The 15,325-nt window shown below is 37.0% G+C and carries 13 protein-coding genes and 1 tRNA gene; 4 read left to right on the forward strand and 10 right to left on the reverse strand.

Annotated elements, in window-relative coordinates; genetic code table 11:
* From AC5JMK_RS02335 to AC5JMK_RS02370, 8 genes are all read right to left on the reverse strand, one after another.
* Positions 1-1,116 carry a glycosyltransferase family 4 protein gene (locus AC5JMK_RS02335; protein WP_495909292.1) on the reverse strand — a complete coding sequence of 372 codons (1,116 nt, stop codon included), beginning with the start codon at positions 1,114-1,116 and terminating at the stop codon, positions 1-3.
* Between the two features lie 122 nt (positions 1,117-1,238).
* Positions 1,239-2,510, reverse strand: a complete 1,272-nt coding sequence (locus tag AC5JMK_RS02340; protein ID WP_495909293.1) for a hypothetical protein — start codon at positions 2,508-2,510, stop codon at positions 1,239-1,241.
* Positions 2,511-2,774: 264 nt separating this feature from the next.
* Positions 2,775-3,935, reverse strand: coding sequence for a glycosyltransferase family 4 protein (locus AC5JMK_RS02345; RefSeq protein ID WP_495909294.1), 1,161 nt, complete (start codon positions 3,933-3,935; stop codon positions 2,775-2,777).
* A gap of 119 nt (positions 3,936-4,054) precedes the next feature.
* Entirely contained in the window at positions 4,055-5,323 is a 1,269-nt protein-coding gene (locus tag AC5JMK_RS02350; protein ID WP_495909295.1) for an ABC transporter ATP-binding protein, read from the reverse strand.
* Positions 5,324-5,351: 28 nt separating this feature from the next.
* The gene (locus tag AC5JMK_RS02355; protein ID WP_096673232.1) at positions 5,352-6,179 is read right to left on the reverse strand and encodes an ABC transporter permease; all 828 of its coding nucleotides are present in this window, start codon (positions 6,177-6,179) and stop codon (positions 5,352-5,354) included.
* A gap of 367 nt (positions 6,180-6,546) precedes the next feature.
* Entirely contained in the window at positions 6,547-7,362 is an 816-nt protein-coding gene (locus AC5JMK_RS02360) for a WecB/TagA/CpsF family glycosyltransferase (protein ID WP_495909296.1), read from the reverse strand.
* Positions 7,363-7,870: 508 nt separating this feature from the next.
* Positions 7,871-8,098 (reverse strand): hypothetical protein, encoded by a 228-nt coding sequence (locus tag AC5JMK_RS02365; protein WP_495909297.1) that lies wholly within the window; start codon positions 8,096-8,098, stop codon positions 7,871-7,873.
* 626 nt (positions 8,099-8,724) lie between these two features.
* A tRNA-Leu gene (locus tag AC5JMK_RS02370) sits at positions 8,725-8,808 on the reverse strand.
* A gap of 570 nt (positions 8,809-9,378) precedes the next feature.
* Here AC5JMK_RS02370 and AC5JMK_RS02375 point away from each other — a divergent pair.
* A complete protein-coding gene (locus AC5JMK_RS02375) occupies positions 9,379-10,695 on the forward strand; it encodes a serine hydrolase (RefSeq protein ID WP_495909300.1) in 1,317 nt (438 codons plus the stop codon).
* A 336-nt stretch (positions 10,696-11,031) separates the two neighbouring features.
* Positions 11,032-11,376: an antibiotic biosynthesis monooxygenase gene (locus tag AC5JMK_RS02380; protein ID WP_096673224.1), complete on the forward strand. Its 345-nt coding sequence runs from the start codon at positions 11,032-11,034 to the stop codon at positions 11,374-11,376.
* Positions 11,377-11,641: 265 nt separating this feature from the next.
* On the opposite strand, the gene AC5JMK_RS02385 is transcribed toward AC5JMK_RS02380, so the two are convergent.
* Positions 11,642-11,845 (reverse strand): hypothetical protein, encoded by a 204-nt coding sequence (locus AC5JMK_RS02385; protein ID WP_096673222.1) that lies wholly within the window; start codon positions 11,843-11,845, stop codon positions 11,642-11,644.
* Between the two features lie 344 nt (positions 11,846-12,189).
* Positions 12,190-12,606 carry a hypothetical protein gene (locus tag AC5JMK_RS02390; protein ID WP_495909298.1) on the reverse strand — a complete coding sequence of 139 codons (417 nt, stop codon included), beginning with the start codon at positions 12,604-12,606 and terminating at the stop codon, positions 12,190-12,192.
* Between AC5JMK_RS02390 and AC5JMK_RS02395 the strand changes: the two genes are divergently transcribed.
* Positions 12,581-12,943: a hypothetical protein gene (locus tag AC5JMK_RS02395; RefSeq protein WP_495909299.1), complete on the forward strand. Its 363-nt coding sequence runs from the start codon at positions 12,581-12,583 to the stop codon at positions 12,941-12,943. The genes AC5JMK_RS02390 and AC5JMK_RS02395 overlap by 26 nt on opposite strands.
* 79 nt (positions 12,944-13,022) lie before the next feature.
* Positions 13,023-14,849, forward strand: coding sequence for a peptidoglycan D,D-transpeptidase FtsI family protein (locus AC5JMK_RS02400; RefSeq protein ID WP_096673218.1), 1,827 nt, complete (start codon positions 13,023-13,025; stop codon positions 14,847-14,849).
* The last annotated feature ends 476 nt before the right edge of the window (positions 14,850-15,325 follow it).

The following is a 15,325-nucleotide window of genomic DNA, read 5'->3' on the forward strand; positions in this document are numbered from 1 at the left end:
TTATTTGAGTAGTAATTTTATCTCGCTCATAAATCTATGTATGGGATCGCGAGGAATTAATTTTCGTACGCTCACATATGCCTCTTTACCAATTTCACGCCATGATTCTCTTCTTTGCCAAGCTCTCTCCATTGCCTCATCTAGACACTCAGTTTTAGGAGCCATAGCCACAAAACCGTTAATATTATCCTCGATTAATTCTGTATTTCCGGCGACATCAGTAACAATGCAGAATCTGCCGCACAACATAGCTTCTACGATTGATAGAGGTAAACCTTCAAGTCTTGAAGGCAAAATAAGGGCATGATGGTCAGCCCAGATAGCTTCAACATTATCTACAAAACCACCAAATTTTACGTTATCCAAACTCCACAAATCTTTTAAGCGTCTTAATGTATTTCTCTGATATCCATCTCCAAAAAGAGTGACTTCAATCGGTCTGCTTTTCCACTTTTTAGAGCGAAGTACCTCGAACAGTATGTCTTGTCCTTTACTTTCTGGATCTAAGCGAGCTACACACGCTAACCTCAGCACACCTTTATCAGTAGGCCACGATGGAGCCACGTCATAAGATACTTTATATGGATTTCGGATAATCTTGGCATTATCAAGTTCTGTTGCCAGCTGTTTTACTGTAAGTTCCAAATTTTTCTGAGACACGAAATAACATCTTTCAGCACTTTGATAACCCTTTGCTGCTTTTGCAACCAACTCATCGGATGGCCAGAAGTGTTCACCAGCAGCGTGAACAATAACAACATAGGGAATATTTCTTATCAAGCAAGCCTCCATCCAACCTTTATCTTCATAATTGATTCCTTGAGAAATTACAACTAAATCAGGGTCAATTTTATCCAACCACTCAAATATAAACTCACGTTTATAAAGTTTAGAAACTAACTTTTGAATAAGATTTTTTTGATCCCATCTGCGGACAACGCAACAGTTAAACTGCTCAAGTTCCTGAATTTTTTTAGACTCTTGTTTCCAACCTTTGACATTTGCACCAATAGTTAAGCCTTGTTTAGCCATTTTTATAGCGGTTTGAGACCATAGTTCTTCACTACCGCTCCAAGAGGTTCCTTCATTAGTAGAAACAAAAGCAATCTTTTGCATAATTTATCAACATATTTTTTGTTTATGGATTTTTGTTTGAGATTACGAACATTCCTATTAATGTAATCGGCGAGAATAAACATAAGGCAAGTTCTAAAAAGTAAACATGTCTGCATTTTTTATCAAGGATGAATGAGAAATTTCAGGTTCGTCATTTCTTTGAATATTTCATCGCTTTGATCTTTTACATGAAATATCATTGAAAAATTATCATGTTTCTTAAATAATTTGTGTGTATAGAAAGCAAAGCCTCCGGTTCCCCAAATAACAACTTTAGCAGATGCAAGATAATGGATAGATTTAAGAAGATTATCCAAGGATTCACTAACAATACTTGTGTCTGAGTAATCCCTAATAAAATCGTTAAAATCATCATTCAAACTTTTTTCTAAATCTTGTAATTGTCGCATTTCTGTAGTAGAAAGCTTCAATTTTCCTTGCTTCAAATAATTTCTAATAACGTTAAAAGTTCTTTCATAACCATCAGATATAATGCTGCAAAAAATATTTTCTCTTCCCCAAATTTCAAATGTTTTAACCAAAAAGTTTTTGTATTGGTAAATATCTACTGCTCTCCGATTAGGATCAACATTAAATATTTTTTCGATTGATTTAACATCTGATTCATTATCACTGTTGAATACACAATCACCATTAACATAAAGGGTTTTTTGGGGTAGATGAATACTAATGCTATCACCAAGTCTAATATGTGCTACAAGATGAATCTTCTCATCACTAACAGTTGTAAAACCAGAAACTATTTGTTTTTCCTTCCTTGCTTTCCAATAATTTTCAGATAGCTTGTGGCTACTAAATTCAAAAATCTCTAATTCTGATTTCTTCAATAAAAAGTCTATTCTATCCAAAAAAGGATGCATTTTATCAGTACATACAAACTCATATATTAAATAGGGATATGATGACATATCCTCTATAATATGTTTCAAATGCAAAATATTCGTGATAGAACTACTTTCTAGTATTTGGTGTAAATCTATAGTTATTAATTTATAGTCTTTAAATTTATCATCATTTATTTGATTTTCAAAATTATAAAATCCTAAGAAATTTGCAATAACTTCGTCCTTATTGCTTTTTGAAGAAGCATTTGCATATAAAAATTTGTATAACAAATTTAATATTTTAGTCATGACTTTCCGAGTAAACCATAACTGATATATCCAAGGGAAGGTCGAAAATATGAGTTTTTCGCTTTTCCTTATTAATCTTTCTTTACCTATATAACCGTGGCTTCTTGGAAAGGAAAAAGGAGTATAAACATATTCATATTGACAAACACATCCAAGAGAATACAAGCGTGAGAATTGGGTTCCCAACTGATCTGTTAGTCCACTATAGTGTATGGTTTTAACGGTAAAATATTTTGTCATACATAACCTGATATATTTATCTTTATTAGAGTTATAATAAATACTTAGTTTTTTGACTCTAGCTTCTAATCTCTAACGTTTTGTTACGCCTGGCAAGGTCTTGGTTAGCCATTTTATTTTGACAATAGTTTCTGACCATAATTCTTCACTACCGCTCTAAGAAGTCATTTTATTTTGTATAAAAAAAGCAATCTTTTTCATAAACTTAGCAATTCTGTAAAACAGATATCCAATCAGTAAAAGTCAGTAGAGCATTTGCTAAAATTAGCTATTGTAGGCAATTAAGCAACGCTTAACTACTGCTTCCCATGTAAACTCTTCCAACACCCTCTGCCTAGCTTTTTTCCCCATCTTTATTGCTACATTAGGATTATCAATTAGATAGTCAATGCGCTCCTTTAATGCTTTAGGATCATTTGGAGGTACTATAAAACCAGTGACTTTATCCACAACTATCTCTGGCATACCTCCTACATTTGTACAAATGACTGGTGTTCCACAAGCCATGCTTTCTAGCAACACTAATCCTAATAATTCTGGTGCAGCATGTTTCCAACCATTGATATCAACATCAACTGAAGGCAGTACTGTTACAGTAGCACTTCGATAAGCAGCAATAATTTCAGAATCGATGGCGTTAGTTATGAATTTAATTTGCTTATCAAGTGCCAATTCTTTTAATTTAGAAAAATATATTTCATCGTATTTTCTACCAATGATCTCTACTGGTGTATTCTTATCTATTGCATCTATTAAATAGTTAATTCCTTTATGTGGCATCAGTCTTCCAACAAAAAGAACCTTGCGCTCACGTTCCTCATTAATTTCTACATCAACAAAATGTTGAGCTACGCCACCATAGATAGTCTGTACTTTATCACTTAGTGATAGTAATTTTGCGGAACAGTCAGAAACAGTGAGAAAGCCATTTACAAGTTTATTTATTGGGAGACTGTCTGTATAGTTATCCATCCATCCAGCATGGTCTGTGACAAATACTTGCTTTCCTAACAAAGCACTAATTAAAATAGTCAGATTTGTTATGAATGTTTTGTATTGATGACAATGAACTATATCAGCAGTTACTAACTCCCACATATAGAAGATGAAGTCAGGCAGTGTTCTAATGCTTCTATAAACCTCTAGTCTTAGGTTTTCTTGCATTATGGTTTGCCGAGTCTTGCCAAAGCTAATTAGTACAGTGTTAACATATGTTGCCATAGTTTGAGCTAAGGCAGTTGGGTAGCGTTCACCACCACCGATGTACGAATCATTGCTGAAATACTGAGGAGAAATATGGACTACCTTACGTAGTTGAGCTTTACTGGTTTGAAATTTATTTTGTTGTAGGAGTTGTGCAATTTTATAGAGTAATAAAATAGTAATATTTTTGAGTTTTGACCGATTAATAATAGGGATTTGCACTTTTTAATTTCTCCTTTTTAAGGTTATACGAAGTTCACTTATAGTTTTACATCTAAATTCAAAAAGTCTTACCAGTTGATTCATCGATACCAATAAATACAATTTGATTTTTAGTTTTACTAAATATTAATGGGATTTGCTACAAAGGCCTTGAGAGGTAGACGACAACCTCCAAATCCTCTGTCTCCAACTAAATCACTTGGTCCTGAACTGACTTCCCAAGTTAATGGTGTAGTAAGATAATCCAAATTAAAATTGTTTGAATGGATCGCCGGACTAACTAAATAAATAGTTGGATGAAGTGGATTTTTATCTAAACAAAGATGGATTTCATGAATACCAGTTGGAATTTGTAAAGGAACTTGATTGTGGTCAGAGTCAAGAGTCATGATCCTATTACCGTCTAATGTGTCAAAACCGATTCCAATCACTAAATCGGGTATTTTTTGATAACACTGGACAGTGATTGTCAACTTCAAAGGTTCGCCATAGCTGAAATTAGTATCTGGAGCTAATCGAAGACGAAGTAAACGAGCCTTTTCTCCAATCCCATCAGGTCTATGCATAGAATCCAAGTCAACATCAAAGGTTGACATAGATGATTGAGCAGAGTAGCGTTGAATAGCATCTTCAACACTACTGACATTCTTGGTGACTCCTCGTTCAAGATAAACAGCTTTAGAGCATAAACGCCTGATGGCTTGCATATTGTGGCTAACAAAAATTACAGTCCTTCCACCTTCTGCTACTTCTCCCATTTTGCCCAGACATTTCTTCTGAAAAGTTGCATCCCCTACTGCCAACACTTCATCCACAATCAATATTTCTGGTTCTAGATGAGCAGCTACGGCAAATGCTAACCTTACATACATTCCAGATGAATAGCGTTTAACTGGCGTATCTAAAAACTTCTCAATTTCTGCAAAATCAACAATCTCATCAAATTTACGTTGAATTTCAACCTTACTCATTCCTAGAATTGCACCATTGAGAAAAATATTCTCTCTACCAGTCAATTCTGGATGAAAACCCGTCCCTACCTCTAATAAACTAGCAATTCTTCCATTAATTTTGATTCTTCCTTTCGTAGGTTCTGTAATCCTGCTGAGAATTTTCAACAGTGTAGATTTACCAGCACCATTACGCCCAATAATCCCTACTCTGTCGCCTTGCTTAATTTCAAACGAAACATCCTTTAAAGCCCAAAACTCTTCAATGCTTGAGTTATATATTTCTTTCCCAGAAGGCTTGAGCAGTTTTTTACCTAGAGATTTTGCCCCATTACTAACAACTTCCCGCAAAGATTTATAGTTGCTTTGTCCTTCTTGCTGGTGACTCAGGACGTACTTCTTGCTTAGATTCTCAACTCTGATTACACTATCTGACATTTGCCTAACTCCTACTTCAATCACATACCTAAATTACGTCAGCAAAAGTACGTTCCATCTTACGGAAATACCAAATACCGCTCCCTAGAAGTAGAAACACAATCATTAGAGACAGTGCAAAACCGGGTAAATATACCTGCGATTCACTACCCAAAATTGCCCAACGGAAACCATCAATTACTCCCACCATTGGGTTGAGAGAATACAGCAAGCGCCATTGCTCTGGGACAATCTTGCTGCTAAAACCTACCGGAGAAATATACAAACCAAACTGGACGATAAAAGGTACTATATAGCGGAAATCTCGATACTCGACAGTTAAAGCCGCTAGCCATAATCCCACACCCATTGAGGCTGCAAAGGCAATGAGAATAAATAGTGGTAATGTAAGAATACGCCAATCAGGGACAAAGTTGTACCAAGCCATTAATCCCAGCAAGATCATGCCAGAAATCATGAAGTCTACAAAACTAACGATCACCGCCGAAGTTGGCACAATCAAACGCGGAAAGTAGACTTTAGAAAGTAAGTTAGCATTGTTAATTAAGCTGTTACTGCATTCACTAAGCGCACCAGAGAAAAACTGCCAAGGTAACATTGCCGCATAAACGAGGATTGGGTAAGGTGTATTACCTTCAGTGGGCAGCTTTGCCAAGTTTCCAAATACAACGGTAAATACTATCATTGTGAGAAATGGGCGAATCAATGCCCAGGCCATGCCAATCACAGTTTGCTTGTAGCGCACCAAAATGTCACGCCACGCGAGAAAGTAGAAAAGTTCTCTGTATTTCCACAGATCTTGCCAGTACTGTCTTTCAGTGCGCCCCGCCTCAATAATTAGTTCGTTTGTCTTCATCTACTTATCCGTGTGTGTTACATCAACTTGGACAAAGCTTGCTAGTTTGCAGCTTAGGTGACTTAACATCTCAGAAAAAATACTGTTTTTACTTGATCCTTCAGTTACTTCTCCCAGGAATTCTCATATCAGGAAATATTTTGTAATCTACATTAGAGTTTTTCCGAAAAAAATCTACTGAAGCCGATTTTCACGAATCAATTCAGTCCAACAACACGAAATAAATAGTGATAGAAGTGAGAGATTTTAAGGTGCATCTTACGTGGAGGTTGAATAGGAACCCTAGTCGAAAGTTTGATTTGGTCATACAACCTCCCTTGGGATCAGAATTTTCCTGGCAAGAATGGAAAATATTAGTTGTTCACAACTACTCTACTCTCCATCCCAAATAACGTTCGCGAATATGAAATGGAGTACTAAACGAACTCGACATCAATAATTGCTTCAAAGCTAGCAACACAAAGGGTGGGATCGTTGTCATATAGCGATTCCAAAGGCGTCGGGGTTCTTGAATCCATCTATATAACCATTCAAAACCTAAATCCCGCACTACCCGTGGCGCTCTTTTGTGAATCCCTGCATATACTGGAAATACGCCACCCAACCCAATCATCACTGCCTGAATTTTACCGTGATGCTGATTCATCCATTTTTCTTGTTTTGGACAGCCTAAAGAAACAAAGACTATACCAGCGCCACTGGAGTTAATCTTTTGGATCAGGGCTTCATCTTCTTTGGTTGTTAAGGGACGAAACGGTAAGGGTTCCATGGCAGCAATCTTTAGGTTAGGGAACTCAGTCTCTAACCTTGTCCTCATACGAGACAAAATATCTGTTTGAGAACCCAGAAAAAAAACACTTACGTTAAGTGTTTGAGCTAGCTGACATGATGCTTGCAAAATATCCATTCCCGCTACACGGTCTTGGTATCGCGCTCCTTGAAGCCTCATCATCCAAACTAAGGGCATACCATCAGGAGTGACTAAGTCTGCATTCTGCAATATGCCAGCGAACTCTGGATTCCAATGAGCTTCCATGAGCATATGCACATTGGCTACACATACAGTCTTGCTCTCGCGCGCGATCGCCCACCTCAGTATCGTCTGTATTTGTTCATCAAAACGTAAGGCAGTAATTGGGAACTCCAGCACTTTTTGAGTAGGTAGAAAAGTTATTCCTACCATAAGTCACTCCTTGTGTCACAGATAAAATCAAATAACCACAAAACCATTCCCAACCTAAAAACCTCAAGCTTCTACTAAAAGTTTTGCTTTGGAAATATTTGGGAAAAGGTAGGCAGTTAACACATGGAGATGCAATGGTTATATACAGTAAATTACAGTAAATTACTGCTTCCCTGGTAATAATTTAATCAAGCCGTCTGTATATTACCTTACTCCACATTGATACCTTGTCAGTAGCTTTTTAGTAAACTTCATGTTTTCTTTATAATTGCTTTAAGATTTTTTTGCAAACATTAATGAAGATTCTGTAAAAGCAAAACAAATTCTTTATGTAAAAACTATTACTGAGCAATGACAACAATTTTTTCGTTGTCTACACTACTTGTTATATAGATATTTGCCAGAGGTTAATTTGTTTAAATCTGTAATTTTTCTTGTTAAGCAAAATATTGACGACTTGATTGCTTGCACTGTGCTAGTGCAATAACTGTCACCCAGTAACGCAAAACTAACAACTTTGTTTTTTATCATCCTGAAAAAGCCCAAAAAAAGGGGGGAAGCTAACATTTTCTTCCCCCGTTCCCTGATTGTTATTATCATTGATTTCTTTGTCTGTCTTCAGCTTGCGCCTTAGCATTTGCTGTTGTTTTTTGATTTGTCGTTTTCTTGCTGAACCGCCTTTACCTTTATCATTTCTCCCTTGTCGGCGAGGAGATTCCCATCTTTTTAGTCTCATAAATAATTGTCCTTAAATTGAACTAAAAATCCTATGTTTGATTACAAAATAAAACTTAATAACTACCTTATTTTTATAACCTGATTTTAAAGCTTGTAGTACTGTAATATATTATAATTCATTTTTATTGAAAGCATCAAATTAAAATAAAATTTTTTATATTAACCTATACGTTGCTTTCTGAGAATAAAGTCACAAATATTACAACAATCCTAAGTTGAGTCAGTTATGTGAATTCCAGTCTTTAGCTGTTATATGTAGATTCACTTACTATTAATAAGCAGTTGTTTAAGTAAAAATTACACAAATATTTTTATATAAAAAATATTGTATAAAATATAACTTGACAAAAATGTTGCTAAATAGTACAAATTTCACCTGCCTAAGCAGTCTTCAAGATGCCGCAGATATAATCCGGATAGAAATAGCAGAATTACGTACGAAGTATATACTTTTATCTAATTAATGTTTTAAGTAATATAATCTTTATAAATGTCCTCTAATTTTCTTCTTCCATAGTTCAGCCTGGAATGCACTACCAGAAAACTCTGCTTTAGGTTGAACGAGCTAAGTATATACTAGAAGAATTGCGATCGCAAACTTCTATAATTTCCTTCTATATTAAATGGGCAGGAGGAGAATCGAACTCCTATGAGCGCAAGCTCGCCACATTTTGAGTGTGGTGCGTCTACCAGTTTCGCCACCCGCCCTTAATTGGCAACTTTACTATCATACTCGATTTTTTTGATTTTGCAACAAGTTTGGCAGATTGTTTTGAGATGGCGTAAAACGAGGAGAAGGCAAGAGTCAAAGAGTACAAAGGCATACTTTAGCCCTACAGTGAAAATCAGAGTTTGGTTATTGTTTGTCTAAATCCTGTCTTTATTAAATCAAAATTTAATCTTTTCTTAAAAATTGTAATAATACTGATATGATATCTACATGCTAGTAAACCACAAGCAATTTCACGTAAATTTGACATCATCAGTTTTTATGCAACATTAAAGGTGCGATCGCATAAATATTACAAAATCAAATCTATTGACTTCGCAAAGGATTCAGTAGGATGGTAATTTTCGCTTGCCTATCAATTTCATTCATTGTAGGTATGAACTTAATTCTATTCAAGCATTGGAACTATTCTGTAATTTCACCGTCTAAATTCGGTTCCTAAAACAGCTTAATCACTCTTTTAACTTTTTCGGATAATACTGAGATTTATTCCGGATCTACTGAGATAAATCTGAAAATCTGTGCAAGTAAATCATATGAATAACAAGATGAGATTACGCTTTTTATTACTTAGCGTCGTCAGTATTGTGTTGCTATCTTCTCCAGTAAAAGCTGCTAGATTGCAATCTTGGAACTTCGATCAGGCACGAAATCAGCTACATTTAACAACTGATTCTGGAGTTCAACCAAGAGCTTTTTTAATTAAAAATCCCACAAGAATAGTATTAGATTTACCTGGAACAAATCTTAATCGTGATACAGTTCGCCAAACTTTTGGTTCAGCAATCAAAGAAATCCGGATCGGACAGGTTGATGCTAAGACTACCAGAATGGTAATTGAATTAGCTCGTGGTTATACAGTTTCTCCAGATAAATTATTGATTAAAGGAGATTCTTCTTCTCACTGGATAGTAAACTTTTCATCTGTTGAACGTGTAAGTTCTAAGAATTCATTTGAGCAAGTTGCAAGTAACAAGTCTAGTGAAGAACAGTTTCCGATTCAAATAGGTGATGCTTCTTCCTTTGTCGGAGGAATTCGTTTAGGTCAAGACATATCCCAGTTAAATACTCAAGTTAAAGCATTAATGTCTCGCTATAACTATCTTCAACCAGGGATATTCTTTCTAGATTTGGATACAGGTAACTATCTAGATTTGAATGGAGAAAAGGTATTTCCAGCTGCTAGCACTATTAAGTTTCCGATCTTAGTAGCTTTGTTTCAGGAAGTAGACGCAGGTAGAGTCAAACTGAATGAAACTTTGGTCATGCGTCGTGATTTGATGACTGGAGGTTCAGGAACATTGCAGTACAAACGCCCAGGAATTAAACTGAGCGTTTTAGAAACTGCCACAAAGATGATTACCATCAGCGATAATACTGCAACCAATATGATTATTGATCGTTTGGGTGGTAAAGCAAGATTAAATCAGCGCTTTCAGAGTTGGGGACTGCAAAATACCATGATTCGTAATCTATTAGGCGACTTTAAGGGAACCAACACAACTAGCGCAAAAGACTTAGTCAGACTAGGTGCTTTGCTGAGTAATAATCAATTACTGAATGATGGAAGTCGTTCCCAAGCATTGGATATCATGCGTCATGTTAAGAACAGAAGCTTATTACCAGCAGGTCTTGGTAAAGGTGCGGTAATAGCTCACAAAACAGGTACACTTGGGATTATTCTTGGAGATGCAGGTATTATTCAAACATCAACAGGTAAGCGCTACCTAGCTGGAATTATGGTTCGCAGACCTTTTGGTGATAAAAGAGCAAAGTCTTTTATTAATCAAGTTTCTCGACTAGTTTATAGCTACATAGAACAGAACAGCGTCAATGCATCTACTAGTGCGCCACAACAACTTTAACAGTTATCAGTTATCAGTTATTCATTCCTGCCCATTATTTTTAGGGGTCAAGTGAGGTCAATAGGTCGGCACAAATAAGGTAGGAGCGAACGGCCGTTTGCTCCTACCCATATATTTGTATCATCAAAAAACTGAAATAGTATGAGTTTGGCGATCGCCAATTCAAAATAAAAAATTAAAAAACGAAAGTCGAGTTACACCAAACCTATAAACTGCAACAAGCAGAAAAAACTCTTTGAGGAGTCTAGAGTCAATAGGGATGTGTCAAGTGTCTCGATTTTTTTTACTATTGACCATTGACTAATGACCAATTACTATCTGCCAAGGAGAACACAAATGACAGACTTTCAAGATTTTCTCAGACATCAATATGTTTATGTAGCTACAGGAGAGTTTAAACCAGGTAAGTTTGAAGAAGCCAAGCAACTTTACGAACAGGCTGTCTCAATGTATACCAAAGGCTTCAAGAAAGCATATCTCCTGCAACAACCAGGGACTGACAAAGGTATCGCGATTATTTTCTGGGAAAATATTGATGATATGGAAGCAAACCACAGCGAAGCTTACCAAAACATCTTAAAACAGATAAGTCACTTGTTTGCTCACACTCCAACCACCTCCTACTATGAACTCGTTTGTGAAATTGAACCAACTTTAGATCAACAAATTCCAGTTCACTAACAAAAAATTTGGGTCTGAGCAATCTTTAGTGGGGAGCGATCGCCCCCATTTCTTAGCTACATTTTCGGCTATGGTGGGCGATCGCTAAATTCACAGTAACTTCTGTTCTGTATTCTTTAAAGTTAATATGAAAAATTTTGAGTAAAGCTAGCCATAGCTTGCATTACTCAACTCAAAAGTTCATTCTCCGGGCAGTAGAGAATAAATCATCAGTGTATGAGGAGCGACCTCAAAAGCGCTTAGTAATCTAACCTGAGACCAAAATCTAGGGAGTAGTTGCAGGAGAAGGACTCTCAGTTGTAGTAGTAGCGGGTGGAGTGGCGGTAGCGGGTGGAGTAGTAGCGCCAGTATCGGTGGGTTCGCCTGGAGTGGTGGTAGTGGTGGAAGGTGTCTCACTAGCACCGTTACAGGCTCCGAGAGTAGCAGCTAGACCAAGTAAAAGAGCAAAACCAAAGATTTTTATTTTCATAACTCCTCTGTCACCAAATGCGGCAAAAACTATTTTAGGCCTGTTGAATAAGATACCTCATTTGTTGCTTAATTTTAATAATTTTTAGGTTAGATTTTTAAAAGACAACTTTTTTATTTTTAGTTTATCCTAGAAAGCTAACTATAGATCTTTCAATCAACGGGTCAATCGATTTTGGATTTTGGATTTTGGATCGACTCCACAGATAAGTCTGGGGACTGGTACCATCAATGAATTATTGGTCAAGGGAAAGGAAAATCGTTAACAGTGAAAAACTATCTGTCCAAATCAATTTGACACAGTAGTAATTTTTACTCTAACTACATTAAAATAATCGTAAATTTTTATAACCCCCTAGATTGTACCAAAAAAACAGATTCTAGACAATCTCTTGCCCTTGCTAGGGATCGGGGATCGGGGTAAAGATAAGGGAGGAAAAATTCCTCCTTGTCACCCTTGTCCTCATTCTCAAGCACAAAATATATATCTAAAAAAATTATGGCTGTTGCTCGCAAATCAGATGTTTCTGCAAAACGCAGTTGGTTCCAGCGAAATTCTCTCATGATCAGAAATTCATCCACATTCAACCAATCTAGATCCTCTGGGACTATCACAGAAAAAACATTCTCTGCTTCTATTTCCTCTTCCTCCAGAAGATCTAGACGTTCGTCTGCCAAAAAACCAGTATCTACTTCTACACCTGTCCCAGATTTAAACAAACAAGGAACAATTCCGATGTGGTTGTTACGCTTGTATGCCATAAATCGTTATTCAGGAATTGTGGCATTTGTTTTAGTGGCAACCACCTTGGTAATTTATGGTTGGACTGTATATTCCCAACAACTTTGGAGTCAGTCATATCGGAAACTGCAAACCTTACAGCGAGATGAGCGACAATTAACAACAACAATCGAAGTGCTAAAAAATAAAATGGCACAGGAAGCACAAACATCAGCAGCAGGACTGGTGTCACCATCTCCCACCGGAGCAATTTTTTTACCTCCAGCACAGGAGGATTCTAACTCGTCACCATCTATCACAACTACTCAATCAAACTTTCAACTACAACAGCAAAACTCTAAACCACTGGCATATTAAATTTAATAGTTATTGGTTGCTGGTTGGTAGTTAGTAGGTAGAACAACCAACAACCCACAATCAACAACCAACAATAATTATGCAAAAATCACCAAGTAGAAGAAGATTCAGAAATCCTCCAAAAACAGAATCACAAAAACGAGGGCGTCAGAGAACAAGAGGGAGATTTCTACCTGCGTTCACCTTTAATAGCCAACCGCGAACACCCAATCTGAAATCGCGGTTGATAATTGTTTGGGCTGTATTAATTGTTGCTGGGTTGGGGCTGAGTCTGAAATTGTATAATTTGCAAATTGCACAAGGGCCTAAGCTGAAGGAGAAAGCGCGAAACCAACAAATGGTCAATTTGCGGCCTTTTGTACCTCGTCGCCAAGTTATAGACCGCAATCGAACTGTACTGGCTATAGATCGACCAGTGTATACTGTCTACGCTCATCCCAAACTATTTAGTAAATCTAACCAAAAAATTGCAGAACTGCTAGCGCCAATCGTAGATAAAGACGTTACTGAATTAAAGAATAAATTTGACAGTAAAAAAAGTGGTATTTTACTATCATCGGCAATGCCTGAAGAAATTGCCAATCAAATTTTTGCATTGCGCCTCAATGGTTTAGAGTTGATTCAAAAATACTCTCGATTTTATCCACAACAAGATTTAGTGGCAGAAGTAGTCGGCTATGTTAATCTTGATCGTCGGGGTCAGGCAGGGGTGGAATATAGTCAGGAAAAATTATTAGAACGTTCCGTTCAAGCAGTGCGCTTAAGTCGAACTGGTAACGGTTCGTTGATGCCTGATTATGCGCCAGATGGATTTCCCCATTCTGATGATCTACAATTACAACTGACAATTGATAGCCGCTTACAAAGAATCGCTCGTGCTGCACTCAAAGAACAGATGGATAAGTACAGCGCTAAACGTGGAGCGGTAATTGTCATGGATGCTTGGGATGGTTCCTTACTCGCATTAGCTTCTTTGCCCACCTATAATCCCAATGAGTATTCCAAAGCTGATATTTCACTGTTCAAAAACTGGACTGTAGCTGATCTCTATGAACCCGGTTCTACTTTTAAGCCTCTCAACGTCGCGATCGCTCTAGAAAATGGTGTAATTACAGCTAACGATACTTTTAATGACTCAGGTTCTATTCAAGTAGGCGATCGCACGATCAAAAATGCTGAGAACAAAAGCTACGGACGTATTAACATCGCTCAAATTCTCCAACATTCTAGTAACATCGGCATGGTGCAAATTATCCAACGTTTGCAACCTTCTGTCTACTACGGTTGGTTAGAAAAATTAGGATTAGGACAAGCTCTGTCTACAGATTTGCCCTTTATCGTAGCTAGTCAGCTCAAAAGTCAAGAAAAGTTTATCGCTTCACCCATCGAACCAGCAACGACTTCCTTTGGTCAAGGCTTTTCCCTAACACCATTGCAACTAGTACAAATGCACGGAGCCTTAGCCAATGGTGGGAAATTAGTCACACCCCATGTAATTAAGGGTTTGGTCGATAGCAAAAATCAAATACACTATACACCAACAACACCCGAACCACGACAAATTTTTTCAGCCATCACCACCCAACAAGTAGTAGAAATGATGGAAACAGTTGTAGATGAAGGAAGTGGGAAACCCTCACAAATCTCAGGTTATCGGATCGCAGGCAAAACTGGCACAGCCCAAATAGCAGGTCGCTCTGGAGGTTACGTCAGTGGTGCATATGTTACTAGCTTTTTAGGTATACTGCCAGTAGAAGCACCTAGATATGTAGTACTAGCATTAGTAGATGAGCCGAGAGGAACCAATACATATGGTAGTACTGTCGCCGCACCCATAGCAAAAGCAGTCATGGAAGCATTAATTACCATAGAACAAATTCCACCAAGTCAAGCAATTAGGCAATAGTTATTGGGCATTGAGCATTGAGCTTTAAGAATCGTCTTTCGTAAACAAGTATTTGTATTTCGCTGATGAGTCTTTGATATTCGGCATTGTTTGTCTATTCTCCGTTCCCCATACTCTCCACTCCCCACTGTCCTTTGTCCCCTTGTCTTTTGTATCTCCCGTCTCCCTCTTGCGTAGTATATTTGAACTATCACTTAATATTTTCTTTATAACTGTGGAAAGAGGTAGAGAAAACTACTAAATGAGAACCTAAGTGTATATGAAATGTAAGTCATTAACACTGATTGCAAAGCAATTAAATTATCTATGCAAAGCAACTTAGTTGAATTTTCTCCCACTGCAAAAGTGGGAGAAAATGAATTTATAGGAGTAATAAAAGCTACTAATTATCAATCTGCTGAACAACAATTTATAGAATTGCTGTAACTGCCTAGCTAGTAGTATTTGAGGAAAGGAAAACAGAGACATTACCTTGT

The sequence above is a fragment of the Pelatocladus sp. genome (assembly GCF_059505505.1).